The sequence below is a fragment of the Streptomyces sp. NPDC088810 genome (assembly GCF_044750305.1).
GTDB lineage: Bacteria > Actinomycetota > Actinomycetes > Streptomycetales > Streptomycetaceae > Streptomyces.
Genome location: NZ_JBIVJQ010000005.1, coordinates 99,915 through 124,030, shown reverse-complemented (window position 1 = coordinate 124,030; position 24,116 = coordinate 99,915). Strand labels below are relative to the sequence as shown.

Below are 24,116 nucleotides of genomic sequence, written 5' to 3'. Positions count from 1 at the left end.
ACGCGTTGCCGGGGAGGGCCGTGACGTGACTGCGGAGTGTCGCGTTATGCACCTTTAGGCCTGATCCATAAAGATATGCGCGAAATCATCCTGTCGTGCAGGTCCGGTGGAGAGGGGTCCCCAGGGTGAGCAGCGCATCGATGCCGCCGCAGGGCTTCATGACCGTCCGCGGGCGTGGCTACCGCCCCGAGCAGGTCCACGCGTACCTGGAGGCGCTGTCCGACGACCGGGACGCCGCCTGGGAGCGGGCCGCCCGGCTGACGGTGCTCGCCAAGGACATGGAGGCGGAGGTCGTGCAGTTGCGCGAGGCCGTCGCGCAGCTCGCGCCGCAGACGTACGAGGCGCTCGGGGACCGCGCGCGGCGCGTGTACCGGCTCGTGCTGGAGGAGGCGGCGGACCTGCGGGAACGGACGAAGCGCGCGGCCGAGGAGCAGGTCGCGCAGGCCGAGGCGCACGCCGGGCGGGTAGCCCGGGAGGCCCAGGAAGCGGCGGACGCGCTCCGCGCGGAGGCCGACGAGCACGCCCGTCAGCGGCTCCTCGCCGCGCAGGCAGAGGCCGAAGAGATCCGCGTCGGTGCCCGGCACGCGGTGAAGGCGGGGCGCGCCGAGACGCTCGCGGTCCTGCGCGAGACGCGCCGGCGCACCGTCGGCCTGCTCGCCGAGCACTCCCGGGAGCAGGCCGAACGCTGGACCGAGGCCGAACGCGCGGAGGCCGAGCAACTGGCCGCGCTGGACGCCCGGTACGCCGAACGGGTCAGCCGGGCCGAGGCCGCGCTGGCCGAGGCGGGGCGAGCCGTCGGGGAGGCCGAGGAGTACGCGCGCCGCTCCCAGGAGGAGGCACGCGCGCGTGCCGCCGACATCCTCGCCGAAGCCCATGCGCGCGAGGAGCACATCGCCCAGGAGACGGAACGGGTGCTGCGCGAGCACGGCGAGGTCTGGGACGACATGCAGGCGCACATGGACTCCGTACGCGACCGGCTCATCTCCCTGACCGGCAGAGTGGCCAGGGAGTGAGGCCGGCGTGGCCGGCCGGACGCCGGGTCAGTTCCCCTCGCGCACCGCGCCCGCCAGGATCCGTCCCTCCACCGCCTCGTACTGGCGCCGCTGCCGCTCCGCGTTCGCGCGGCCCGACAGCACCGTGCCCAGCCAGCCGAAGAAGAAGCCGGCCGGGATGGAGACGATGCCGGTGGTGGTGAACGGGAACCAGTTGAAGTCGGCGTGCGGGAACGCCGACACGGGCGACCCGGAGACGAGCTTGGTGCCCGGCATCAGCAGCAGCACGGTCAGCGAGCCCCCGATCAGCGTGCCCATCAGGCCGCTGCGGGTGTAGCGGCGCCAGAACAGGCCGTAGACCAGGGCGGGGGCGAGGGCGGAGGCGCCCAGGCAGAACGAGAGCGTGACCAGGGGCTGCAGGCTGTGGTGCTGCACCAGGGTGGCCAGCAGGATCGCCGGCACCCCTATGGCGAGCGCCGAGACGCGGGCCAGGGTCATCTCGCGGCGGGCCGGCATCTCCTGCACCCGGGCCGCGAACACGTCGTGGGCGAGGGAGTTGGCGCACGCGAGGATCATCCCGGCCACCGAGGCGAGCAGGGTCAGGAAGATCGCGGTGGTGACCAGGGTGAACAGGAAGGTCTCCGCCGTCGTCACGTCGGTGCCGAGCACCGCGCGCGAGCCCAGCAGATACGCCGTGTTGCCCTGCGGGTCGGCCGCCGCGACCGTCGTACGCCCCAGCAGGGCCGTGGCGCCGAACCCGACCACGGTGATGACGAGGACGAACAGGGCGACCAGGGACACCGCCCAGGACATCGAGCGGCGCACCTGGCGGGCGCTGGAGGCGGTGTACATGCGCATGGTGATGTGCGGCAGGCAGGCGCCGCCGAGTACGACGGTCAGCTCCGAGGCGATCATGTCGACGCGGGAGCCGGGTGTGGTGCCGAACTGCAGCCCGGAGCGGAGGAAGGCCGGGCCGGCGCCGCTTCGCCGGGCGGCGGAGGTGAACAGGGCGCCGGGGTCCCAGTCGAAGCGGTGCAGGACCAGGGCGGCGATCAGGGCGCCGGAGCCCATCAGCATCACGATCTTGAGGATCTGGATGAGCGCGGTGCCCTTCATGCCGCCGATCGCCGCGTAGGCGATCATGAGGGCGCCGAGTCCCACGACGCACCCGGTCTTCAGGGACTCGCCCGTGAAGCCCAGGAGGAAGGCCACCAGCTGTCCGGTCCCGGCCAGCTGGACCAGCATCAGCGGCAGCAGCGCGGCGATGGTCACCGCGCACGCCGTGATGCGCACACAGCGGCCCGGCAGCCGGCGGGCGAGCGCGTCGCCCATGGTGAACCGGCCGGCGTTGCGCAGCGGTTCGGCCAGCAGGAACATCAGCAGCATCAGCGACAGCGCCGTGCTGAGGGCGAGGACGACACCGTCGTACCCGCACAGGGCGATGACTCCGCCGGTGCCGAGGACGGTGGCGGCGGAGATGTAGTCGCCGGCGATGGCGAGGCCGTTGCGCAGCGGGGACAGGGAGCCGTAACCGGTGTAGAACTCGTCGAGGTCGTCCCGGTCGGGGCCGGTCATCACGCACAGCAGCAGGGTGACGGTGGCGGCGGTGGTGAAGGCGACCAGGGACATGGTCTGGGCGGAGGAGCTGAATCCGGTGGATCCCGGGCCGCCGGCGCCGCTCATCGTGCCGCTCCTCGCCGCGCGTCCAGCTCGGCGTGCCTGCGGATGCGCTCGGCGAGCGGGTCGACGTACCGGCGCGCGGTGTGCTCGTACAGCGCTATCGCCAGCCAGGTGACCGGGAGCTGGACGAGGGCGAGCAGCAGGCCGGCGGGGATGCCGTCGGCGACGGTGCTCGTCATGACGCCGGGCGCGTACGCGGACAGGACGAGGAACAGCGTGAAGTAGCCGAGCGCGGTGAGCGTGGCGGTGCGCCGCTGCCACCGGTAGGCGCTGCGCAGCACCCGGAGATCGCTGTGGTGGCCGAGCGGTTCGCGCTCCGGCCGGCGGACCGGTGGGACCGGCTCGGGGGGCTGCCAGGGGTAGGTCGGGTACGACGGTTGTGAGGGGTGCGGCGGGTGCGGCGGGTCGTAGGACATCCCGGGGCTCCTTGCGTGGCTCGGGTCCGTGGCGGCGGACCGCAGGGAGGTGGGGGAGCTGGGCCACGCACGCTACTCGCGGAGCCGGGGCCGCGCGGCGTTTTCACCGAACTGGCCGGTCGGTATGCGCTTTCCCCGCAAAAGCCGCTCCCACCTGGGGTGTTACCCGCGTTAACCTCTCGGGTGCCCGCTCACTCCTGGAGCACCGGGAACCGGCGAGGGGCCACCAGGAGCAGTACCACGAACGCCAGGGCCGCCGCGCCGGCCGCACCGAGGTAGACCGCGTGGACCGCGTCGGCGATCGCCCGCCGGGTCGCCCCCGGGACCGTGCCGGCGTCCAGGGCGCGCGTGATCGAGTCCAGGTCGCCGGTCCCGCCCAGCCGCGCGGCCAGCACGCCGTTGGCGACGGCGCCGAACAGCGACGCGCCGAGGGTCTGGCCGGTCTGCCGGCAGAACAGCACCGACGCGGTCGTGGTCCCCCGCTCCGACCAGCCCACGGTCGACTGCACCCCGACGATCAGCGGCAGCTGGAACAGCCCCAGCGCCCCGCCCAGCAGCAGCATCAGCAGCGTCGGCTGCCACCAGGACCCGGGGTAGGGCAGGAACGGGAACGCGCACAGGATCAGCGCCGCCAGGCCGATGCCGAGCAGCGCGGTGTCCCGGAAGCCGATCCGCCGGTAGACGTGCTGGCTGAACGCGGCCGTCACCGGCCAGCTGAGCGTCCACACCGACAGCACGAACCCGGCGGCCACCGGCGCCAGTCCGAGCACCGACTGCGCGTACGTCGGCAGGAACACCGCCGGCGCCACCATCAGCAGCCCCAGCGCGCCCAGGGACAGATTGACGGCCGCGATCGTCCGGCGCCGCCACACCCACCCGGGGATGATCGGCTCCGCGGCCCGCCGCTCCACCGCCACCACCACCCCGGCCAGCGCCAGGCCCGTACCGAGAAGCGTCAGCGACGGCGCCGACAGCCACGGCCACGCGACGCCGCCCTGCACCAGCGCGGTCAGCAGCACCCCGCCGCACGCGAACACCGCGAGCGCGCCGGCCCAGTCCACGCGCGCGGGGCGCGCCTGCTCCCGCTGCGGCTCGTGCAGATGACGGACGATCAGCCACAGGGCGGCCGTGCCGATCGGCAGGTTGATCAGGAAGATCCAGCGCCAGTCGGCGTACGCGGCGAGCACACCGCCGAGCCCGGGACCGGCCACCGCGGACACCGCCCACACCGTGGACAGCTTGGACTGGATCCTCGGGCGCTCCGCCAGCGGATACAGATCGGCGGCCAGCGTCTGCACCGTGCCCTGCAACGCCCCGCCGCCCAGGCCCTGCAGGATCCGGAACGCGATCAGCGCCCCCATGTTCCAGGCCACCGCGCACAGCAGCGACCCCAGCAGGAACACGGCCGCGCCCACCACCAGCACCGGCTTGCGGCCGAAGGTGTCGGACAGCTTGCCGTAGACGGGGAGCGTGACGGTGACGGCGAGCAGATAGCCGGAGAACAGCCACGAGAAGACGGAGAACCCGCCGAGGTCGCCGACGATCTGCGGTACGGCCGTGGAGACCACGGTGGAGTCGAGCGCCGCCAGGGCCATCGACAGCATGAGCGCGGCGACCACCGCGCCCCGCCGCCCGGTGCCCTGACGCCGGCCGGCTCCGCCGCGTATCGCCGGTGTCGTACTCCCCACCGCACACCCCTCCCGTGCTTCCCGCCGGAAGCCACCCCGGTGGCCCCTGCACCTATGTCCGGGACGACAGCTTCCCACGGGGCGGCCGGCTTGACCCTGACGCGGCGGAAGGGTGGAGGCTTTCCGCACCGAGGGGTGGAGACGGCGCCGGGGAACGGCTCCACCCGGCGGTGGAGCCCCCTAGGGGTTCCTCCGTACTACGGCCCGGGGAGGGTTCGTCCCAACGGAGGACGAGCCCGGCCGGGCGCGCTCCTTAACCTGGCTTCACGCCGCTGGGGGGTGGCGGACCGCACCGGCGGGGGTGGGGTTTTCCCCCCGGAAAGACGGGGCTCCGCACCAGCGCGCGACGCCCTCGCCGACCGCGAGACTCATCGACGTAACCCAGGACGACGCCCGGACCGCCGGGACATCGACCACGACCTGTCAACCGACATAGGAGACATACCGTGACATCGGCTGTGACCATTCCCAGGCACGGGGGCACTGGAGGGACTACGGCCGTTGCCGCGCGGGCGCGGCAGGTCGTGAAGGCGTACGGATCCGGCGAGACCCGAGTCGTCGCCCTGGACCACGTGGACGTGGACATCGCCCGCGGACAGTTCACCGCGATCATGGGCCCCTCCGGGTCCGGCAAGTCCACCCTGATGCACTGCCTCGCCGGCCTCGACACGGTGACGAGCGGTCACATCCACCTCGCCGAGACCGAGATCACCGGCCTGAAGGACAAGAAGCTCACCCAGCTGCGCCGGGACCGCATCGGCTTCATCTTCCAGGCGTTCAACCTGCTGCCGACGCTGAACGCGCTGGAGAACATCACGCTGCCCATGGACATCGCGGGGCGCAAGCCCGACCGGGCCTGGCTGGACCGCGTGGTGGAGACCGTCGGGCTCGCCGGGCGCCTCAAGCACCGCCCCACCCAGCTCTCCGGCGGCCAGCAGCAGCGCGTCGCCGTGGCCCGCGCTCTCGCCGCCCGCCCGGAGATCATCTTCGGGGACGAGCCGACCGGAAACCTCGACTCGCGCGCGGGCGCCGAAGTCCTCGGCTTCCTGCGCCGCTCGGTGGACGAACTCGGCCAGACCATCGTCATGGTCACCCACGACCCGGTGGCCGCCTCCTACGCCGACCGCGTGCTCTACCTCGCCGACGGCCGGATCGTCGACGAGATGTACCAGCCGACGGCCGAACAGGTCCTGGACCGGATGAAGGACTTCGACGCCCGGGGGCGTACGTCATGACCGTCCTGAAGACCTCGATGCGCAACTTCCTCGCGCACAAGGGCCGCATGGCGCTGTCGGCGGTCGCGGTCCTGCTGTCCGTGGCGTTCGTGTGCGGCACGCTCGTGTTCACCGACACCATGAACACCACCTTCGACAAGCTGTTCCAGGCCACCTCCTCGGACGTGCAGGTCAGCGCCAAGGGCTCCTCCGACACCGGGCAGACCACCTCCCGCACCGGCAAGCCCCCGGTCATGCCGGCCTCCGTCCTCGGTGAGGTCCGCAAGGCCGACGGCGTGCGCTCGGCCGAGGGCACGGTCTTCTCCACCTCGGTGACCGTGGTCGACGCCGACAAGGACAAGCTGTCGCCCAGCAGCGGCGCGCCCACCATCGTCGGCAGCTGGAACGGCAACGACGCCCGCACCATGGAGATCACCTCCGGTACGGCGCCCAAGGGACCGGACCAGGTGATGGTCGACGCCGACACCGCCGACAAGCACGGCCTGGAGCTCGGCGACGAGATCGGCGTCATCACGGCCGTCGGCACGCACCACGCGCGCGTGTCCGGCATCGCCGCCTTCAAGGTCACCAACCCCGGCGCGGCCATCTTCTACCTGGACACCAGGACCGCCCAGCAGACCCTCGTCGGCCGGACCGGTGTGTATACCAACGTCAACGTCACCGCCGCCACGGGCGTGAGCGACGCACGGCTGAAGAAGAACGTCGTCTCCGTCCTCGGGCACGACTACAAGGTGCAGACCGCCAAGGAGGTCGCCGACGCCAACCAGAAGAACGTCCAGAGCTTCCTGAACGTCATGAAGTACGCGATGCTCGGCTTCGCCGGGATCGCCTTCCTGGTCGGCATCTTCCTGATCATCAACACCTTCTCCATGCTGGTCGCCCAGCGCACCCGCGAGATCGGCCTGATGCGTGCCATCGGCTCCTCCCGCACGCAGGTCAACCGGTCCGTGCTGGTCGAGGCGCTGCTGCTCGGCGTGCTCGGCTCCGTGCTCGGTGTCGGCGCGGGCGTCGGCATCGCCGTCGGCCTGATGAAGCTCATGGGCCAGATGGGCATGCACCTGTCCACCGACGACCTGACCGTCGCCTGGACCACCCCGGCGATCGGCCTGCTGCTCGGCGTGATCGTCACCGTCCTCGCCGCCTACCTGCCCGCCCGGCGCGCCGGCAAGGTCTCCCCGATGGCCGCCCTGCGCGACGCCGGCGCCCCGGCCGACGCCAAGGCCGGCGCCGTCCGGGCCGGCCTCGGCCTGCTCCTCACCGCCGCCGGCGGCTGGAGCCTGTACGTCGCCGCCACCGCCGACCAGGCCAAGACCGGATCGGGCTGGCTGGGCCTCGGCGTCGTGCTCACCCTCATCGGCTTCGTCGTCATCGGCCCGCTGCTGGCCGGCGGCCTGGTCCGCGTCCTCGGCGCGGTCCTGCTGCGGATCTTCGGGCCGGTCGGACGGATGGCCGAGCGCAACGCGCTGCGCAACCCGCGCCGCACCGGAGCCACCGGCGCCGCCCTGATGATCGGCCTCGCCCTGGTGGCCTGCCTGTCGGTGGTCGGCTCCTCCATGGTGGCCTCCGCCACCGAACAGCTGGACAGGACCGTGGGGGCGGACTTCATCATCCGCAGCGATCAGGAAGACGGGCTCGTCGCCCGGCAGGCGGTGCAGGCCGTCAAGGACACCCCGGGCCTGCAGCGGGTCACCGAGTACAAGTGGACGGAGGCCGCCCTCACCACCCCGGACGGCAAGCGGCTGCCGAACACCGCGATCATGGCCGTCGACCCGACCTATGCCACCGACGTCCGGACCGAGACCGTGGCCGGCGAGGTGAAGGACGCCTACCGGATCGACTCGATGTCGGTGCCCGAGAAGTTCGCGAAGGACCACGGCATCCGGCTCGGTTCCACGATCGCCGTCGCCTACGAGGACGGCCGCGCCGCCCGCCTGACGGTCCGGGCGATCACCCGCAGCGACACCCTCATCGACTCGGGTGCGATGTACACCTCCGTCGACACGCTCGCGAAGTACGTTCCCGCCGGCAGGATGCCGCTCGACGAGATGGTCCTGGCCACCGCCGAGGACGGACAGCAGGCCGCCGCCTACAAGGCGCTCAAGGCCGCGCTGCACGATGACTTCCCGCAGCTGACCGTGCGCGACCAGACCGACTACAAGCAGGACCTGAAGGACCAGATCGGCCAGCTGCTCAACATGATCTACGGCCTGCTGGCACTCGCGATCATCGTCGCGATCCTCGGTGTGGTGAACACTCTGGCTCTGTCGGTGGTCGAGCGGACCCGGGAGATCGGCCTCATGCGGGCCATCGGCCTCTCCCGCCGCCAGCTGCGCCGCATGATCCGCCTGGAGTCCGTGGTGATCGCCGTCTTCGGCGCGCTGCTCGGCCTGGGCCTCGGCATGGGCTGGGGCGCGACCGCCCAGAAGCTCCTCGCCCTGGAGGGCCTGAAGATCCTGGAGATCCCGTGGCCGACGATCTCCGGTGTCTTCGTCGGCTCGGCCTTCGTGGGCCTGTTCGCGGCCCTGGTGCCGGCGTTCCGGGCGGCGCGGATGAACGTGCTGAACGCCATCGCCACCGACTAGGCACCCGGGCCGGGCGGTCCGGTCCGGACGCCGGGAGAGCCGGACGGCGGGGCGCGGAGTCACTCTCCGCGCCCCGCCGTCCTTGTGCGGTGGATGCCGGTGGATCAGCCGGCGGCGCTGACCGCGCCGTAGTACTTCTCCGCGGTCTTGCGGCAGGCCGCCCTCAGCCGCTTGCGCTCCGAGGCCGGCAGGGGGTCCGCCCACGGCTTGTAGTCGCACGCGGTGTACAGGTCCCTCAGGAGGGCCTTGTCGACGCGCTTCTTGTGGCCGTTCTTCTTGAAGTAGTAGTTGCCGATGAGGCCCTTGTAGTTGCGATAGCCGAAGTCGTGCCGCCAGCACGCCATCTTGAAGTTGTAGCCACCGGGCAGGGTGTCCGGGGAGTTGGTGCAGTAATCGGTATTCCAGTTGAACTTGTACTTCTCGATCGCCTGCTTGTGGGCCATGTGCTGGTTCATGGCGTCGAGCCACCTGCCCGTCGAGGCGTTGGAATCCTCGGTGAGATTCTTCAGCTTGGAGAGCTTCTGCGCCTTCGTCAGTGAGGCGGTCACCGAAGCGGAAACGGATCCGCCGGGCGCGGAATCCGCCAGTGCGGGCGTGGCCCCGACGGCGAGAACGGCACCCGAAAGGGCGATAGCGGACAGTGTGGTGCGCAACTTGGTCAAGGCTGCTTTCCTTTCCCGTGGAGGACGGCGGTGAGCATGGCATGGCCGTACGGGGCGGGCAATCGCCTTTCTGCCGGGTGCGGGGGCAGAAGAAATCGGAATGTATAGCTCCAACAGTCTGACCTCGTCTTACAGGTGCCGGTTAGCCGCTATACCACTCTCGCTATACGTCGTGGACGGGGTGATTCCGGATGTTGTCGGCGGCGGCTGACCAAGCTCAGATCTTGCTCAAACAGAAGCCGTGCAAGGCCGGTTCGCGGCTAGCCTTTGCAAGGACATCTGGGCCGATATGCATCGGCATCGAGCGATCCGGGAGTCAAGGTGCAGCCTCATCGACGGGGGATGAGTCGGACGTGTGCCGAGCGCGGGGAAATTCCCGCCGAAAAGCTGGAGCAAGTGGTGGGGCGAGCCGTCCGTGAATGCCGCGGCAGAACAGGAATGACCCAGACACGGCTGGCGGAACTCTCCGGCCTGACCCAGGCGGCGATCTCCCGGCTGGAACACGGGAAATGCATGCCGACTTTCGCCTTACTGGAACGGATCGCCGGGGCCTTCGGCTCGGCTTTGCTCGTCTCGGTCGAACCGGGACGCGGTGTGACGGTCGCCTTCCCGGGCAGCGGCGAAGCGGCCTGACGGCAACACGGGGGCGACTCGGCGGCGCGGAGGGCACCCGGGACCCCGGTCGATGTCCTCCGCGCGCCGCGCCGCCGCCGTCGGCGTCGTAGGCTGGGCAGCCCCGGCCCGTGAGACGTGTCGGGCTGTCTGCGTTGCCCCTGCCCGGATGGAAGCCCCTCATGAGCCTGCACGGTCTGCTCGACGCCGTAGTCAAGGACCCCGCCCTCGCGGAAGCGATTCAGGCGGCGGCGGACGGCAACCGCCCGCACGTCGACCTCGTCGGCCCCCCGGCGGCCCGCCCCTTCGCGGTCGCCGCCCTGGCCCGCGAGGCCGGCCGCCCGGTGCTCGCGGTCACGGCGACGGGCCGCGAGGCCGAGGACCTGGCGGCAGCCCTGCGCTCCCTCCTCCCCCCGGAGGGCGTCGTGGAGTACCCCTCCTGGGAGACCCTCCCGCACGAGCGGCTCAGCCCGCGCAGCGACACCGTCGGCCGCCGCCTCGCCGTCCTGCGCCGCCTGGCCCACCCCCGCCCCGACGACCCCGAGACCGGCCCGGTCTCCGTCGTCGTGGCACCCGTGCGCTCCGTGCTCCAGCCGCAGGTCAAGGGCCTGGGCGACCTGGAGCCGGTGTCCCTGAGGACCGGCCAGACCGCGGACCTGAACGACGTGGTCGAAGCCCTCGCCGCGGCGGCGTACGCGCGCGTGGAGCTGGTCGAGAAGCGCGGCGAGTTCGCCGTACGCGGCGGCATCCTGGACGTCTTCCCGCCCACCGAGGAACACCCCCTGCGCATCGAGTTCTGGGGTGACGACGTCGAGGAGATCCGCTACTTCAAGGTCGCCGACCAGCGCTCCCTCGAAGTCGCCGAGCACGGCCTGTGGGCGCCGCCGTGCCGCGAGCTGCTGCTCACCGACGACGTCCGCGCCCGCGCCCGTGCCCTCGCCGAAGAGCACCCGGAGCTGGGCGAACTGCTGAACAAGATCGCCGAGGGCATCGCGGTCGAGGGCATGGAGTCCCTCGCCCCGGTCCTGGTGGACGACATGGAGCTGCTGCTCGACGTGCTGCCCGTGGGCGCGATGGCCGTCGTCTGCGACCCGGAGCGGGTCCGCACCCGTGCCGCCGACCTCGTCGCCACCAGCCAGGAGTTCCTGCAGGCCTCCTGGGCGGCCACCGCCGGCGGCGGCGAGGCCCCGATCGACGTCGGTGCGGCCTCCCTGTGGTCCATCGCCGACGTCCGCGACCGCGCGCGCGAGCTGGACATGATGTGGTGGTCGGTGTCCCCGTTCGCGGCCGACGAAGAGCTCGACACGGACACCCTCAAGCTCGGCATGCACGCCCCCGAGACCTACCGCGGCGACACCGCGCGGGCCCTCGCCGACACCAAGGGCTGGCTCGCCGACGGCTGGCGCGCGGTGTTCGTCACCGAGGGCCACGGCCCGGCCGCGCGCACCGTGGAGGTGCTCGGCGGCGAGGGCATCGCGGCCCGCCTCGACGCCGACCTCGGCGAGCTGAGCCCGTCGGTGGTGCACGTCTCCTGCGGCTCGATCGAGTACGGCTTCGTGGACCCGGCGCTCAGACTCGCCGTGCTCACCGAGACCGACCTGTCCGGGCAGCGCACCGCCACCCGCGACGGCGCCCGGATGCCGGCCCGCCGCCGCAAGACCATCGACCCGCTCACCCTGGAGCCGGGCGACTACATCGTCCACGAACAGCACGGCGTCGGCCGCTACATCGAGATGGTGCAGCGCACCGTCCAGGGCGCCACGCGCGAGTACCTGGTCGTGGAGTACGCGCCCGCCAAGCGCGGCCAGCCCGGCGACCGGCTGTACATCCCGACCGACCAGCTGGAGCAGATCACCAAGTACGTCGGCGGCGAGGCACCCACCCTGCACCGCCTGGGCGGCGCCGACTGGACGAAGACCAAGGCCCGCGCGAAGAAGGCCGTCAAGGAGATCGCCGCCGACCTGATCAAGCTGTACAGCGCGCGCATGGCCGCCCCCGGCCACGCCTTCGGCGCCGACACCCCCTGGCAGCGCGAGCTGGAGGACGCCTTCCCCTACGCGGAGACCCCCGACCAGCTCACCACCATCGCCGAGGTCAAGGAGGACATGGAGAAGTCGGTCCCCATGGACCGCCTGGTCTGCGGCGACGTCGGCTACGGCAAGACCGAGATCGCCGTACGGGCCGCCTTCAAGGCCGTACAGGACGGCAAGCAGGTCGCCGTCCTCGTCCCCACGACCCTGCTGGTGCAGCAGCACTTCGGCACGTTCTCCGAGCGGTACGGGCAGTTCCCGGTCAACGTGCGGGCGCTGTCCCGCTTCCAGACCGACACCGAGGCCAAGGCCGTCCTGGAAGGCCTGAAGGAAGGCTCGGTGGACGTCGTCATCGGCACCCACCGCCTGTTCTCCTCCGAGACCAAGTTCAAGGACCTCGGCCTGGTCATCGTCGACGAGGAGCAGCGCTTCGGCGTCGAGCACAAGGAGCAGCTGAAGAAGCTCCGCGCCAACGTCGACGTGCTGACCATGTCCGCGACCCCGATCCCGCGCACCCTGGAGATGGCGGTCACCGGCATCCGCGAGATGTCCACGATCACCACGCCCCCGGAGGAGCGCCACCCGGTGCTCACCTTCGTCGGGCCGTACGAGGAGCGGCAGATCGGCGCGGCCATCCGCCGTGAACTGCTGCGCGAGGGCCAGGTCTTCTACATCCACAACCGGGTCGAGTCCATCGACCGCGCGGCGGCCCGCCTGCGTGAGATCGTCCCCGAGGCGCGCATCGCCACCGCCCACGGCCAGATGTCCGAGACCGCCCTGGAACAGGTCGTGGTCGACTTCTGGGAGAAGAAGTTCGACGTGCTGGTGTCGACCACGATCGTGGAGTCCGGCATCGACATCTCCAACGCCAACACCCTGATCGTGGAACGCGGTGACACCTTCGGCCTGTCCCAGCTGCACCAGCTGCGCGGCCGGGTCGGCCGCGGCCGCGAGCGCGGCTACGCCTACTTCCTGTACCCGCCGGAGAAGCCGCTGACGGAGACCGCCCACGAGCGCCTGGCGACCATCGCCCAGCACACCGAGATGGGCGCCGGCATGTACGTCGCGATGAAGGACCTGGAGATCCGCGGTGCGGGCAACCTGCTCGGCGGCGAGCAGTCCGGGCACATCGCGGGCGTCGGCTTCGACCTGTACGTCCGCATGGTCGGCGAGGCCGTCGCCGACTACCGGCGCCAGCTGGAGACCGGTGAGATCGAGGAGGAGGCACCGCTCGAGGTCAAGATCGAGCTGCCGGTCGACGCGCACGTCCCGCACGACTACGCCCCCGGCGAGCGCCTGCGTCTCCAGGCCTACCGGGCCATCGCCTCCGCCAACAGCGAGGAGGACATCAAGGCCGTCCGCGAGGAACTCACCGACCGTTACGGCAAGCTGCCCGAGCCGGTGGAGAACCTGCTGCTGGTGGCCGGGCTGCGGATGCTCGCGCGCGCGTGCGGCGTCGGCGAGGTCGTCCTGCAGGGCACCAACATCCGCTTCGCGCCGGTGGAGTTGCGCGAGTCGCAGGAACTGCGGCTCAAGCGGCTCTACCCCGGTACGGTCATCAAGCCCGCCGTGCACCAGGTGCTGGTCCCGCGTCCGAAGACCGCCAAGGTGGGCGGCAAGCCGCTGGTCGGTCGCGAACTGCTGGCCTGGGTCGGCGAGTTCCTCACCTCGGTCCTGGGCTGACCTGCCCCGCACGGCTGACCTGCCCCGCACGGGGCGGAGGCGCACAGCGGGGCGGAGGCGCAGAACGGGGCCGAGGCGCGGGGCTGGATCGGGGTGCACGGTGGGGCGCGGTGCACGGCGGGGCGGGGCGCACGCGTGACGAGGCGAGGGGTGAGCGGGCGGACCGGCCCGCCCGCCGCGCTCCCTCGCAGGCCGTCACCCGCCCCGCGACGACCCCGACCCGCCCCCTGATCATCCGTTTACGTCCCGTCCGGCGGGCGCAGAAGGACAGTTACGGTGTCAGCGGAACGATCCGCCCCCGCCGGGGCGGACCAGGGTGAGCGAGGGAGACGCACCGTGACGCGTCTGAGGGGCGGGGCGGCCATCGCCGTGGCCGTGCTGGTCGGCGTGACCGGCTGCAAGTCCGAGCAGTCGAAGGGGGCCTCCGGGCCCGAGGACACCGGGGGCGGGGGTCCCGCCCTGACCGCCGTCGGCTCACTGACCGTCAAGGGGCGCGCGCCGAAGACCGGTTACTCCCGGGCCCGGTTCGGCACCGCCTGGGCCGACACCGACTCCAACTCCTGCGACACCCGCGACGACATCCTCAAACGCGACCTGGAAAAGGTCAGGTTCACCGGCGGCAGCTGCAGGGTCTCCTACGGCCTGCTGGAGCCCGACCCCTACTCCGGCAAGGAGATCACCTACCGGCGCGGCCGCAGCCAGGTCGACATCGACCACGTCGTCGCCCTGTCCGACGCCTGGCAGAAGGGCGCCAAGTACTGGGACCCCGGCAAGCGCATAGCGCTGGCCAACGACCCCCTGAACCTCCTCGCCGTCGACGCGAGCACCAACCGTGGCAAGGGGGACGGTGACGCGGCCACCTGGCTGCCGCCCAACAAGGCCTACCGGTGCACCTATGTCGCCGCCCAGGTCGCGGTCAAGAAGAAGTACGGCCTGTGGGTCACCGCCGCCGAACAGGCGGCCATGAAGAAGGTCCTCGCCGGCTGCCCGGACCAGAAGCTGCCCACCGGCGGCAACCCGACCCGGGCACCCGAGCGCTTCCGGGCCCGGTGACCCGCCCGGCCGCCGGGTAAATCGCTGTCCCGCCCGCGGACGTACCGCCTGCCGTGACCGCCATGGACATCAAGGTGAGCAGCCTCGCCGAGCGGCCCGACCGGCTGCCGGCGGTGCTCGGCATGACCGACACCTGGCCCGAGTTCGTCACCCAGGACCTCGTGGGCAACGCCCACTACGGGCGCATCCCCACCGAACTGGCCGAATACGCCCTGTTCGCCGAGGACGAGGACGGCCAGGTCGTCGCCCACGCCTACTGCGTGCCGTTCGCCCTCGACGTGGACGGCCGGCGCACCCTGCCGGCCCGGGGCTGGGACCAGGTCCTGGCGTGGGCCTTCGCCGACCTGCGCCGCGGCACCCGTCCGGACACGGTGAGCGCCGTCTCGGTCACCCTCGCCCCGCACGCCCAGGGCCGGGGACTGTCGGCCGTCATGCTCTCGGCGATGCGGGACACCGCCCGCGCCCGCGGCTTCCGCGAGGTCGTCGCCCCCGTCCGCCCGAACGCCAAGCACCGCGAACCGCACACCCCGATCGCCGAGTACGCCCACCGGGTACGCCCCGACGGGCTGCCCGAGGACCCGTGGCTGCGCGTCCACGCGCGGGCCGGCGCCACCATCGACTCCATCGCCCCGGCCTCCATGACCGTGACCGGCTCGCTGGAGGAGTGGCGCCGCTGGACCGGGCTGCCCTTCGACACCGCGGGCGACGTCGAGGTGCCCGGCGCACTGGTCCCGGTCCGCTGCGAACCGGAGCACGGGTACGCCGTCTACGTCGAACCCAACGTCTGGATGCGGCACCCGCTGTGACCGTGCGCCGGGCCCCGCCCGGCACCGGTGGTTACAGCGCGTCCAGGTCGATGATCTTCCCCGCGGGCTTCTGCGCGGGGACCGGCTTGCCGTACTCCACGAACGACAGGTGCTCCGGCTGCTTCGCGCCGGACGCGGTGTCGATCCGCAGCAGGTACGGCTTGCCCTCGGTCGCCACATACGCGGTGTAGCGCTCCTTGCCGTCCTTCTCGTGCAGGGCGATCGCGGGGGTGCCGTCGATCCGCGTGGTCTTCCCGCGGGCGGTGTCCGCCGAGTCGCCGTCGTTCACGTCACCGAGCACCGAGTTCAGGTCGCAGAAGCTCGCGAGGTCCTTGGCGTCCTGGCCCTTCATGGCCATCTTGGTCCACTTCCCGGCCAGCATGTCCACCGCCGCGTCGGTGTCCTCCTTGGACTCGCCCTCGCTCTGCGCGCGCAGGAACTTCTCGTCGTACCTCATGTAGACGGTGCTGCCGGTCCTGATCAGCTCGGCCTTGCCCTGGCCGTCCATGCTGAGTGTGCCGGCGCACTCGCCCTTCCCGTTGAGCGCCATGTCGATGTCGATGGTGCCCTTGCTCTCGTCGTCGGTGATCCGGCCCTTCAGCCGCACGGACGGGGCACCCGTGGTGGCCTTCATTGCGCGCTCGGCGATTTCGCCGCCGCTCAGTCCGGCGAACGGGCCCTTCGGCTTGCTGTCCGCCGAGTCCTGCCCCGGCAGGCAGCCGGTGGTGAGTCCCGCGGTGGCCGTGGCGGCGAGACAGAGGGCGGCAAGTGCGGTGCGACGCATGGCAGTTCCTTGTTGAGAGAAATGGGTGTCGAGCGTGGAGCCTGACGGGTCCACGGGGGTGAGTGGTGCGAAGTGGTACGGGGTGGGGCGGGGCCGGCGCGGGGTGACGATGGCCCGCGCCGGGGACGAGCCGGGGGCGAGCGGACGGGTCAGGCCTTCTTCCAGTCGCCGCAGTCGTTCGTCTTGAAGTAGGCGTCCGACGGACTGATGGTGACGACGGCGGTGCCCTTGGCGTTGTTGTTGGCGACGATCGAGTCGAAGCCGTGATCGGCGTCCTTCACGCGTTCCCAGTAGCAGCCGTCGTCCGTGTTCCCGGTCGACTTGTAGGTGCCCGGCGCGATGTCCGTGCCGACCTTGTACATGCCCCCGTCGCCGTCCATCGAGGAACCGGGCGTGCCCTTGGCCTTCGGGGCCACGGCCTCCCAGTCCTCGCAGTCGTGGGACTTGAACAGCTTGTCGGTGGGCTTGATGGTCACGTAACTCGTGCCGCTGACATTGTCGTTGGCGAGCATGGAGTCCAGTTCGCCGGAGGCGTCCTTGGCGCGCTCCCAGTAGCACAGGCCGTCGGTGTTGCCGGTCGTGCGGTACGTCCCCGGCTTCACGTCGGTGCCGACCTGGTACTCGCCGTCGCCCCCGAACGCGGCCTTCGTCTCCTCGGCCGCCGTGGGGCCGCCGGAGTCCTTCTTGCCGCCGGACGTGTGCTCGGCCGAAGCCGAGGAGCCCTTGTGGCCGGTGCCGGAACCGCTGTCCTTGCCGTCGTTTCCGGCGTTCGCGGACACGGTGCCGATGACGACGACCCCCACGACGGCACCGAGCGCGAGCTTGGCCTTCATACCCATGGCGAACCCCTCCCCGAGTGTTGCGGCCTCCCCCTCCGGTGGCCGCTGTTCGCAAGGTCAATAAGAGCAGAGCTTGTGAACCGAGTCAACACGGTTCACAGGGCGAGGGCGGTACACGCTCGTGAACCCATGGGTCTTGTGTACGCCGGTATGCTCGGCGCACACACGGGACGAGGGGAGCAGGGCCGGTGCAGGACAACGCGACAGAGGTGACCGCGGCCGGTATCGCGCGGCTCGCCGGGGTGGGGCGCGCCGCCGTCAGCAACTGGCGCCGCCGGCACGCCGACTTCCCGAAGCCGGTCGGCGGTACCGAGACCAGCCCGGCCTTCGCGCTCGCCGAGGTCGAGGCCTGGCTGCGCAAGCAGGGCAAACTCGCCGAGGTCCCGCTGCGCGAGCGGGTCTGGCAGCAGCTCGCCGGCCACCCGGAGGGCCCCCTGACGGCCCTGGTGCACGCCGGCTGCGTGCTGCTGCTGATCCATGAACGGCCCACCGTCTGGCTCGACGCGAGCGCGGGCTCCGACGCGAGGCTGGCCGCGGTGCTGCCGGGGGAGCTGGAGCAGGTGCTGACCCCGCGCTTCGGCGGCTCGGGCGGGCGTGGGAGACGGCGTGTGAACGCGGCGGGCGCGGCTGGGGGTGTGACCCCTGAGGCGAAGGCCGACCGTGTGAACGCTGCGGTCGGCCGGGGCGGTGTGAACGCGCCGGGCGGCACGGGCGGTGTGAACGCCGCAACCGGTGCCGGTGGTGTGAACCCTGCCGGAGCCGGCACCGGTGTGAACGCTTCGCTCACGGCAGCCGGTGTGAACGCCGCTGCCACGGATCCCGCTGTGAACTCCTCACCGGGGCGCCCGGCCGTCAACACCCCGCCGACTGTTCACAGACCGTCGGCTGTTCACGGCACGACGGCCGGACACACCGCAGCAACCACGCACGCTGCCGACGCGGACGCCCAGGCCCCACACGGCATCCCAGCCCTCCGCACCCCCACCGGCCCCCAGCTCCTCCCCTCCGCCCCCCTCCTCCGCGGCGTCGCCGAGCTGGCCGCCGAGGTGGGGGCGCGGCAGACGTTCGAGTTCCTGCTGGGCCGGCACCTGGACGCCAACCCGCGCCAGTACACGCTGACCCCGGCCGAACTCGCCGGTCTCATGGCCGACCTCGCCGGACCGGCCCGTACCGCGCTGGACCCCGCCTGCGGCACCGGCGCCCTGCTGCGCGCCGTCGACCCCCGCCCCGGCCAGGAGCTGTACGCCCAGGACAGCGCCCCCGAGCTGGCCGCGCTCGGCGCGCTCCGGCTCGCGCTGCACAGCCGGGCCACCGTGCGCGCCGCCACCGGCGACACCCTGCGCGCCGACGCCCACCCCGGCCTGCGCGCCGACGTGGTCCTGTGCCATCCGCCGTTCAACGAGCGCAACTGGGGCCACGACGAACTCGCCTACGACCCCCGCTGGGAGTACGGCTTCCCGGCGCGCACCGAGTCCGAGCTGGCCTGGGTGCAGCACGCGCTGTCCCGGCTGACCGACGGCGGCACCGCCGTACTGCTCATGCCGCCGGCCGCCGCCTCCCGCCGCTCCGGGCGCCGGATCCGTGCCGATCTGCTGCGCCGGGGCGCGCTGCGGGCCGTCGTGGCGCTGCCGGTCGGGGCGGCACCGCCGTACAACATCCCGCTGCACCTGTGGGTGCTGCGCCGGCCCGACCGGATGCCGGCGACGCCCGAGGTGCTGCTCGTGGACACCGGAAGGTTCGCCGGGGAGGGGCGGGGCGGGCCGGACTGGGAGGCGGTGCGGGAGGCCGTGACGGACGCCTGGCGCGCCTTCGCGCGCGCGGGGCGGCTGACGGAGCGGCCGGGGCTGGCCCGTTCGGTGCCGGTCATCGAACTCCTCGACGACGACGTGGACCTCGCGCCCGCCCGCCACCTGCCGCCCGCGGTCGCCGACGGCGCGGAGCAGCTCACCCGGGTGCGCGAGCGCCTCGGCGCGACGCTGCGCCTGACCGCCGACCTCACCCCGCCCCCCGCCGACCCGGCACCGCCCGCGCGCTGGCCGCTCACCACCGTCGGCGAACTCGCGCGCGGGGGCGCGCTGGTGATGCGCACCGGCGGAAACGGCGGCCACGCGCGCGTGCCGGTCCTCACCGACCACGACGTCCTCGCCGGCACGGCGCCGTCGGGCACGCTTCCGGAGAGCGAGGAGGAGGCCGTACTGACCGAGCCGGGCGACGTCGTCGTACCGGTGCTCGGCGGGGGAGGAGTGGCGCGCGTGATCGACGAGGCGACGGGCGGCGCCGCCCTGGGGCGCAACCTCGTCCTGCTGCGCCCCGATCGCACGGCGCTCGACCCGTGGTTCCTCGCCGGGTTCCTGCGCGGGACCGCCAACAACCGGCAGGCCAGCAGTTACGCCTCCACGGCGACCCGGCTGGACGTGCGCCGGCTGCACCTGCCCCGGCTCGCGCTGGACGAACAGCGGCGCTACGGCGCACGGTTCCGCGCACTGGACGAGTTCGAGCGGGCGCTCAGGCAGGCGAGCCGGCTCGGGGAGCAGCTCGTACGCGGGATGTACGACGGACTGACGGACGGCACGGTCGCACCCGACTGAACCCGGCCCGAACGAACCCGGCCAACCGAACCCGGCCCGACCGAACCGGAGCGAAGTGATCAGTGCGACAACGGTTCGGTACAACCCGTGACCGGTTGTCCTTGTCGGCCTATACGCTCGGACTCCGACCCGGACACCGTCCCGTCGGCGTCCGTCCCCATCGGTCCCACTCGGTCCAGGAGCAGTCATGTACGGCCACGGCGCGGTGCCGCCTCCTCGCAGCGCGGGAACGGTCATATCCCTGCGCGTGATGTTCGCGGCGGCCGGGGCTCTCACGTGCGGACTGCTGTCCTGTCTCCCGCTGTTCCGGGTCGCCTTCGTGCGGGGCCGCTGGTTCGACTGGCTGATCGCCTGGCTGAGCCTGCCGCTGTCCGTCACCGGGCTGGCGGTGGTCGGCGAACTGCCGGAGCAGGACCGGCGCAGCGACGTCGCGCTGGCGCTGCTCCTGCTCCTCGGCGTGGTGTCCGCGGTGTACTACCTGGTCGTGGACATCCGGGTGCACCAGCAGCGGACGTTCGCCGGGTACGCGCACGCGCACGCGCCCACCGTGCACGGACCCTACGGCTTCGGGCACCCGGCACCGCCGTACGCGACGCCCGTCCCGGCACCGCAGCAGCCCGTACCGCCCGCGCACCACACGCCGGTACCCCAGCCGCCCGCGCACCACACGCCGGTACCCCCCGTGCCGCGGGCCGAGCCGCCGCAGCGCCCCGCGCCCGCCCGCATCGACCAGGTGCGCGCCGAACTCGACGAACTGAGCGACTATCTGCGCCGGCACGACGGACACGAGGGCCGCGGCGAGGGCGGGCGGTGACCGTGACGACGGGACGCACGGTCGCCGGCCGTTACGAACTGTCCACGCTCATCGGGCAGGGCGGCATGGGGCAGGTCTGGACGGCGTACGACCGCAGGCTCGACCGGCGTGTGGCGGTGAAGCTGCTGCGTCCCGACAAGGTGGCGGGCCAGGAGGCGGACGAGCTGCGCCGCCGGTTCGTGCGCGAGTGCCGGGTGACCGCGCAGGTGGACCACCCCGGGCTGGTGACGGTGCACGACGCGGGCAGCGAGGGCGAGGAGCTGTTCCTCGTCATGCAGTACGTCGACGGCGCCGACCTCTCCGACCACCTCGCCGAGCACGACCCGTACCCGTGGCAGTGGGCGGTCGCGGTGGCCGCGCAGCTGTGCGCCGTGCTGAGCGCCGTGCACGCCGTGCCGATCGTGCACCGCGACCTCAAGCCGCGCAACGTGATGGTGAGGCAGGACGGCACGGTCACCGTCCTCGACCTGGGCGTGGCTTCGGTGATGGACACCGACACCACCCGCCTCACGCACACCGGCTCCCCGATCGGCTCGCCCGCCTACATGGCGCCGGAGCAGGCGATGGGCGGCGCGGTCGGCCCGTACACCGACCTGTACGCGCTGGGCGTGCTGATGCACGAACTGCTGAGCGGTGAGGTGCCGTTCGCCGGTTCCACGGCGCTCGGCGTGCTGCACCGGCACCTGTACGAGCCGCCGCTGCCCGTGCGCCGGATACGCCCCGAGGTGCCCGAGGCGCTGGAGACGCTGGTGCTGCGGCTGCTCGCCAAGGACCCCCAGCACCGCCCCGCGTCCGCGCAGGAGGTGTACGAGGACCTGGCACTGCTGCTGCCCGCGCGCGGGACGCCCACGGGTGCGCCCCTGGACCCCACCCGCCCCTTCCTGCGCCCGCACGCCCCCTGGCCGGACCGCGCCAGGACCCCCGCGCCGCAGCCCGCCCCGGTCGCGCCGGCGCCGCCGGTGGCCGAGAAGCCCGATGTCGCCGCCGCCGTGGACGAGGTCAAGCGCCTGCTGGGCGAGGGCCGCATCACGCAGGCCGTCGACATCCTGGGCGCGATCCTGCCGGCAGCCGCAGAGCAGCACGGCGAGCACTCCCCGGTCGTACGCACCCTGCGCAAGCAGTACGCGGCCACGCTCATGGACGACGGCCAGTACCGGCGCGCGCTGCCCGAACTGCGCCGCCTCGCCGACGAACGCGCCGCCGAGGCCGGCCAGGCCGACCCGCAGTCGCTGCGCTATCGCTACGAGGCCGCGCAGTGCCTGGAGCAGCTGGGCGAACCGGCGGCGGCGCTCGCCGAGTACCGCGCGCTGCTGCCGTACTACGAGAACCAGTACGTCTCCGGGGATCCACAGCTCGCCCACGAGGTCCGCCGCCGCATCGGCCACCTCCTGCTCGCCCTCGGCGACCGCCCGGCCGCGCACGACACGCTCGCCCGGCTGGTCCTGGACGTGGAGCGGCTGCACGGCCCCGGCCACCCGATGGCCATGGAGGTCCGCCGGACCCTCCAGTGGCTGGGACAGGTGCGCTGAAAGGCGGACGGCCCGGGACGGATCCCGCCGGACCTTCCCGCCGCGGCGCGGCGGTGCCCGAAGCGCGTGCGAATCGTTGGTCGAATGGGTTGGCCGCGGCCCGCCCACTGCCTACCATCGATCACCGCAAGACTTTGTGCGCCCGCCCGTCGCCCGACCACCACCCCTGACGGAGGCGCTGGCGCGCCGCACCTGTCGTTGCAATCTCCTCAGGAGGTTTCCTTGCACCGCCGCCGTCGCACCGCGCTCGTCCTCACCGCCGCGATCGCCGCCGCGGCCCCCCTGCTGACCGCCTGCGGAAACGATGCGCACCCGGGCGCCGCGGCCGTCGTCGGCGGACAGCGGATCACCGTCGCCCAGCTGGAGAGCCGGGTCGACGAGGTCCGCAAGGCCCAGCGGGCCGCGGTGCCGGACGAGACGCAGTACCAGCAGGTCGTCTCCTCCACCAGCAGCCTGACCCGCGACACCCTGCACAACATGGTGCTCGACCGGGTGCTGCACCGCGCCGCGCAGGACCAGGGCATCGCGGTCACCCGCAAGGAGATCCAGCAGATGCGCGGGGACCTGGAACGGCAGGCCGGCGGCAGCAAGGGCCTGGAGACGGCCTGGCTGCAGAAGTACGGCATCGCCCCGGCCCGCCTCGACGACAACCTGCGCCTGCAACTGGAGGCGCAGAAGCTCGCCACGAGGCTCGGCACCGACACCAGCCAGCCCGCCTTCTGGAAGGCCCTGTCCAAGGCCTCGGAGGAGCTCCGCGTCGACCTCAACCCGCGCTACGGCTCCTGGGACGTGCAGAAGAGCAGCCGGGTGGACGCCGAGACACCCTGGGTGCGGGAGGTCACGACAGCGGGCGGCCGGCCGGTCACGGCGTAGGCCGGCCGGGCGGCGCGAGGGCGCGGTCGGCCGGGGGCGCGACGACGGCTCCGGTCGTACGATCACACGATCCCCTCGGCCCTGTGGACAACGCGATCCGCACTCCGGGGCCGTGGGTTACGTTCGGTTCGTGAACGGAATCAGCCCCGAACCCAGCCCCGGAACCCGCCCGCAGGCCGACCCGGAAGCCGCCCCCGGCCGTATCGTCCTGCTCACCACCAGCCACCGCGTCGCCCCCGGCCTGCTGTCCTGGCCCGCCTGGCAGGCCCTGCGCACCGCCGACGCCGTGCTGTGCGCGGACGGTGCCCACCCGCAGCTGCCGTATCTGCGCGAGGCCGGGATAGCGGTGGCGCAGGAGTCCCCCACCGCCCAGGACCTGGTGGACGCCTGCGCCGGCGGGCGCACGGTGGTGGTCGTGGCGACGGGCGAGGGCGAGCCGGCGCTCACCGACGGCCTGGCACGGCTGGCCGGCTCCGGCCGGGTCGCCATGCCGGAGCTGGAGCTGCTCCCCGCCTCCTACGACCTGCCCGGCGCCCGCCTGCTGGACCTCGTGCAGGTCATGGACCGCATCCGCGCCGAATGCCCCTGGTCCTCCCGGCAGACCCACGAGGGCCTGGCGAAGTACGGCATCGAGGAGGCGTACGAACTGGTCGAGGCGATCGAGGCCGGCGACCGCGAGGAACTGCGCGAAGAACTGGGCGACGTCCTCCTCCAGGTCGTCTTCCACTCCCGGATCGCCGAGGAGGACCCCGACGCGCCGTTCTCCGTCGACGACGTCGCCGGCGGCATCGTCGCCAAGCTCATCCACCGGCACCCGCACGTCTTCGGCGACGAGCAGGCCGAGACCCCGGAGGACGTCAAGGAGCACTGGCTGCGCACCAAGGCCGAGGAGAAGCAGCGCACCTCCGTCACCGACGGTGTCCCGCTCGGCCAGCCCGGCCTGGCCCTCGCCGCCAAACTCGCCTCCCGCACCCGGACGGCAGGCCTGGACGTCCCGCTCCCGCGCGGAGAGGGCATCGGCTACGAGCTGCTGGCCCTGGCGGTACGCGCCGAGGCGGACGGTACGGACCCGGAGGCGGCACTCCGCGCGGCGGCCCGGGCGTACCGGGACGCGATCAAGGCAGCCGAGGGCCCGCGGGCGGCGGACGCCGGAGAGGAGGACGAAGGGTAGGCGGATCGCCTCACGGCACCTCCGATTCCCTTGCGTGTCAGTACCGTTGGAGCACGGCGTGGTCGCGAGGTGTGGGGGG

Annotated in this window: 18 protein-coding genes; 12 read left to right on the top strand and 6 right to left on the bottom strand. The window is 72.4% G+C overall.

All coding sequences use genetic code 11. The features are described from left to right. Window positions 1-125: 125 nt before the first annotated feature. On the top strand, window positions 126-1,013 hold the full coding sequence (locus ACIP4Y_RS18320; RefSeq protein ID WP_358640642.1) for a cellulose-binding protein: 888 nt from the start codon (window positions 126-128) through the stop codon (window positions 1,011-1,013). Between the two features lie 27 nt (window positions 1,014-1,040). Here ACIP4Y_RS18320 and ACIP4Y_RS18315 read toward each other — a convergent pair whose 3' ends face one another. From ACIP4Y_RS18315 to ACIP4Y_RS18305, 3 genes are all read right to left on the bottom strand, one after another. Beyond that, window positions 1,041-2,675: a cation acetate symporter gene (locus ACIP4Y_RS18315; protein WP_401394214.1), complete on the bottom strand. Its 1,635-nt coding sequence runs from the start codon at window positions 2,673-2,675 to the stop codon at window positions 1,041-1,043. Further along, entirely contained in the window at window positions 2,672-3,088 is a 417-nt protein-coding gene (locus tag ACIP4Y_RS18310) for a DUF485 domain-containing protein (RefSeq protein WP_401394211.1), read from the bottom strand. The genes ACIP4Y_RS18315 and ACIP4Y_RS18310 overlap by 4 nt, the downstream gene beginning before the upstream one ends. A gap of 191 nt (window positions 3,089-3,279) precedes the next feature. Further along, window positions 3,280-4,776, bottom strand: coding sequence for an MFS transporter (locus tag ACIP4Y_RS18305; RefSeq protein ID WP_401394208.1), 1,497 nt, complete (start codon window positions 4,774-4,776; stop codon window positions 3,280-3,282). Window positions 4,777-5,222: 446 nt separating this feature from the next. Between ACIP4Y_RS18305 and ACIP4Y_RS18300 the strand changes: the two genes are divergently transcribed. Next, a complete protein-coding gene (locus tag ACIP4Y_RS18300) occupies window positions 5,223-6,011 on the top strand; it encodes an ABC transporter ATP-binding protein (RefSeq protein ID WP_401394205.1) in 789 nt (262 codons plus the stop codon). Beyond that, entirely contained in the window at window positions 6,008-8,593 is a 2,586-nt protein-coding gene (locus ACIP4Y_RS18295) for an ABC transporter permease (RefSeq protein ID WP_401394202.1), read from the top strand. The genes ACIP4Y_RS18300 and ACIP4Y_RS18295 overlap by 4 nt, the downstream gene beginning before the upstream one ends. Before the next feature lie 104 nt (window positions 8,594-8,697). Here the strand turns inward: ACIP4Y_RS18295 and ACIP4Y_RS18290 are convergent, their stop codons facing one another. Continuing rightward, window positions 8,698-9,255 (bottom strand): phospholipase A2, encoded by a 558-nt coding sequence (locus ACIP4Y_RS18290; protein ID WP_401394199.1) that lies wholly within the window; start codon window positions 9,253-9,255, stop codon window positions 8,698-8,700. 396 nt (window positions 9,256-9,651) lie between these two features. Here ACIP4Y_RS18290 and ACIP4Y_RS18285 point away from each other — a divergent pair, with 396 nt between their 5' ends. From ACIP4Y_RS18285 to ACIP4Y_RS18270, 4 genes are all read left to right on the top strand, one after another. Next, window positions 9,652-9,888: a helix-turn-helix transcriptional regulator gene (locus ACIP4Y_RS18285; protein ID WP_358640656.1), complete on the top strand. Its 237-nt coding sequence runs from the start codon at window positions 9,652-9,654 to the stop codon at window positions 9,886-9,888. 161 nt (window positions 9,889-10,049) lie between these two features. Next, on the top strand, window positions 10,050-13,580 hold the full coding sequence (mfd, locus tag ACIP4Y_RS18280) for a transcription-repair coupling factor (protein WP_401394196.1): 3,531 nt from the start codon (window positions 10,050-10,052) through the stop codon (window positions 13,578-13,580). 336 nt (window positions 13,581-13,916) lie between these two features. Further along, window positions 13,917-14,633 (top strand): HNH endonuclease family protein, encoded by a 717-nt coding sequence (locus ACIP4Y_RS18275; protein ID WP_401394193.1) that lies wholly within the window; start codon window positions 13,917-13,919, stop codon window positions 14,631-14,633. A 62-nt stretch (window positions 14,634-14,695) separates the two neighbouring features. Continuing rightward, window positions 14,696-15,439: an N-acetyltransferase gene (locus ACIP4Y_RS18270; RefSeq protein ID WP_401394190.1), complete on the top strand. Its 744-nt coding sequence runs from the start codon at window positions 14,696-14,698 to the stop codon at window positions 15,437-15,439. 31 nt (window positions 15,440-15,470) lie between these two features. On the opposite strand, the gene ACIP4Y_RS18265 is transcribed toward ACIP4Y_RS18270, so the two are convergent. Together ACIP4Y_RS18265 and ACIP4Y_RS18260 are read right to left on the bottom strand one after the other, a co-directional pair. Beyond that, a complete protein-coding gene (locus ACIP4Y_RS18265; RefSeq protein ID WP_358640622.1) occupies window positions 15,471-16,223 on the bottom strand; it encodes a hypothetical protein in 753 nt (250 codons plus the stop codon). Between the two features lie 149 nt (window positions 16,224-16,372). Beyond that, the gene (locus ACIP4Y_RS18260) at window positions 16,373-17,062 is read right to left on the bottom strand and encodes a hypothetical protein (RefSeq protein ID WP_401394186.1); all 690 of its coding nucleotides are present in this window, start codon (window positions 17,060-17,062) and stop codon (window positions 16,373-16,375) included. 188 nt (window positions 17,063-17,250) lie between these two features. Between ACIP4Y_RS18260 and ACIP4Y_RS18255 the strand changes: the two genes are divergently transcribed. The 5 genes from ACIP4Y_RS18255 (at window position 17,251) to ACIP4Y_RS18235 (ending at window position 24,037) form a co-directional block, all read left to right on the top strand. After that, entirely contained in the window at window positions 17,251-19,650 is a 2,400-nt protein-coding gene (locus ACIP4Y_RS18255) for an N-6 DNA methylase (protein WP_401394183.1), read from the top strand. Between the two features lie 187 nt (window positions 19,651-19,837). Next, complete coding sequence (locus tag ACIP4Y_RS18250; protein WP_401394180.1) at window positions 19,838-20,464, top strand: hypothetical protein; 627 nt, start codon at window positions 19,838-19,840, stop codon at window positions 20,462-20,464. Between the two features lie 38 nt (window positions 20,465-20,502). Next, window positions 20,503-21,993 (top strand): protein kinase, encoded by a 1,491-nt coding sequence (locus tag ACIP4Y_RS18245; RefSeq protein WP_401395188.1) that lies wholly within the window; start codon window positions 20,503-20,505, stop codon window positions 21,991-21,993. A gap of 222 nt (window positions 21,994-22,215) precedes the next feature. Continuing rightward, window positions 22,216-22,866, top strand: coding sequence for a SurA N-terminal domain-containing protein (locus ACIP4Y_RS18240; RefSeq protein WP_401394177.1), 651 nt, complete (start codon window positions 22,216-22,218; stop codon window positions 22,864-22,866). A 130-nt stretch (window positions 22,867-22,996) separates the two neighbouring features. Beyond that, a complete protein-coding gene (locus ACIP4Y_RS18235; protein WP_401394175.1) occupies window positions 22,997-24,037 on the top strand; it encodes a nucleoside triphosphate pyrophosphohydrolase in 1,041 nt (346 codons plus the stop codon). Window positions 24,038-24,116: the final 79 nt, after the last annotated feature.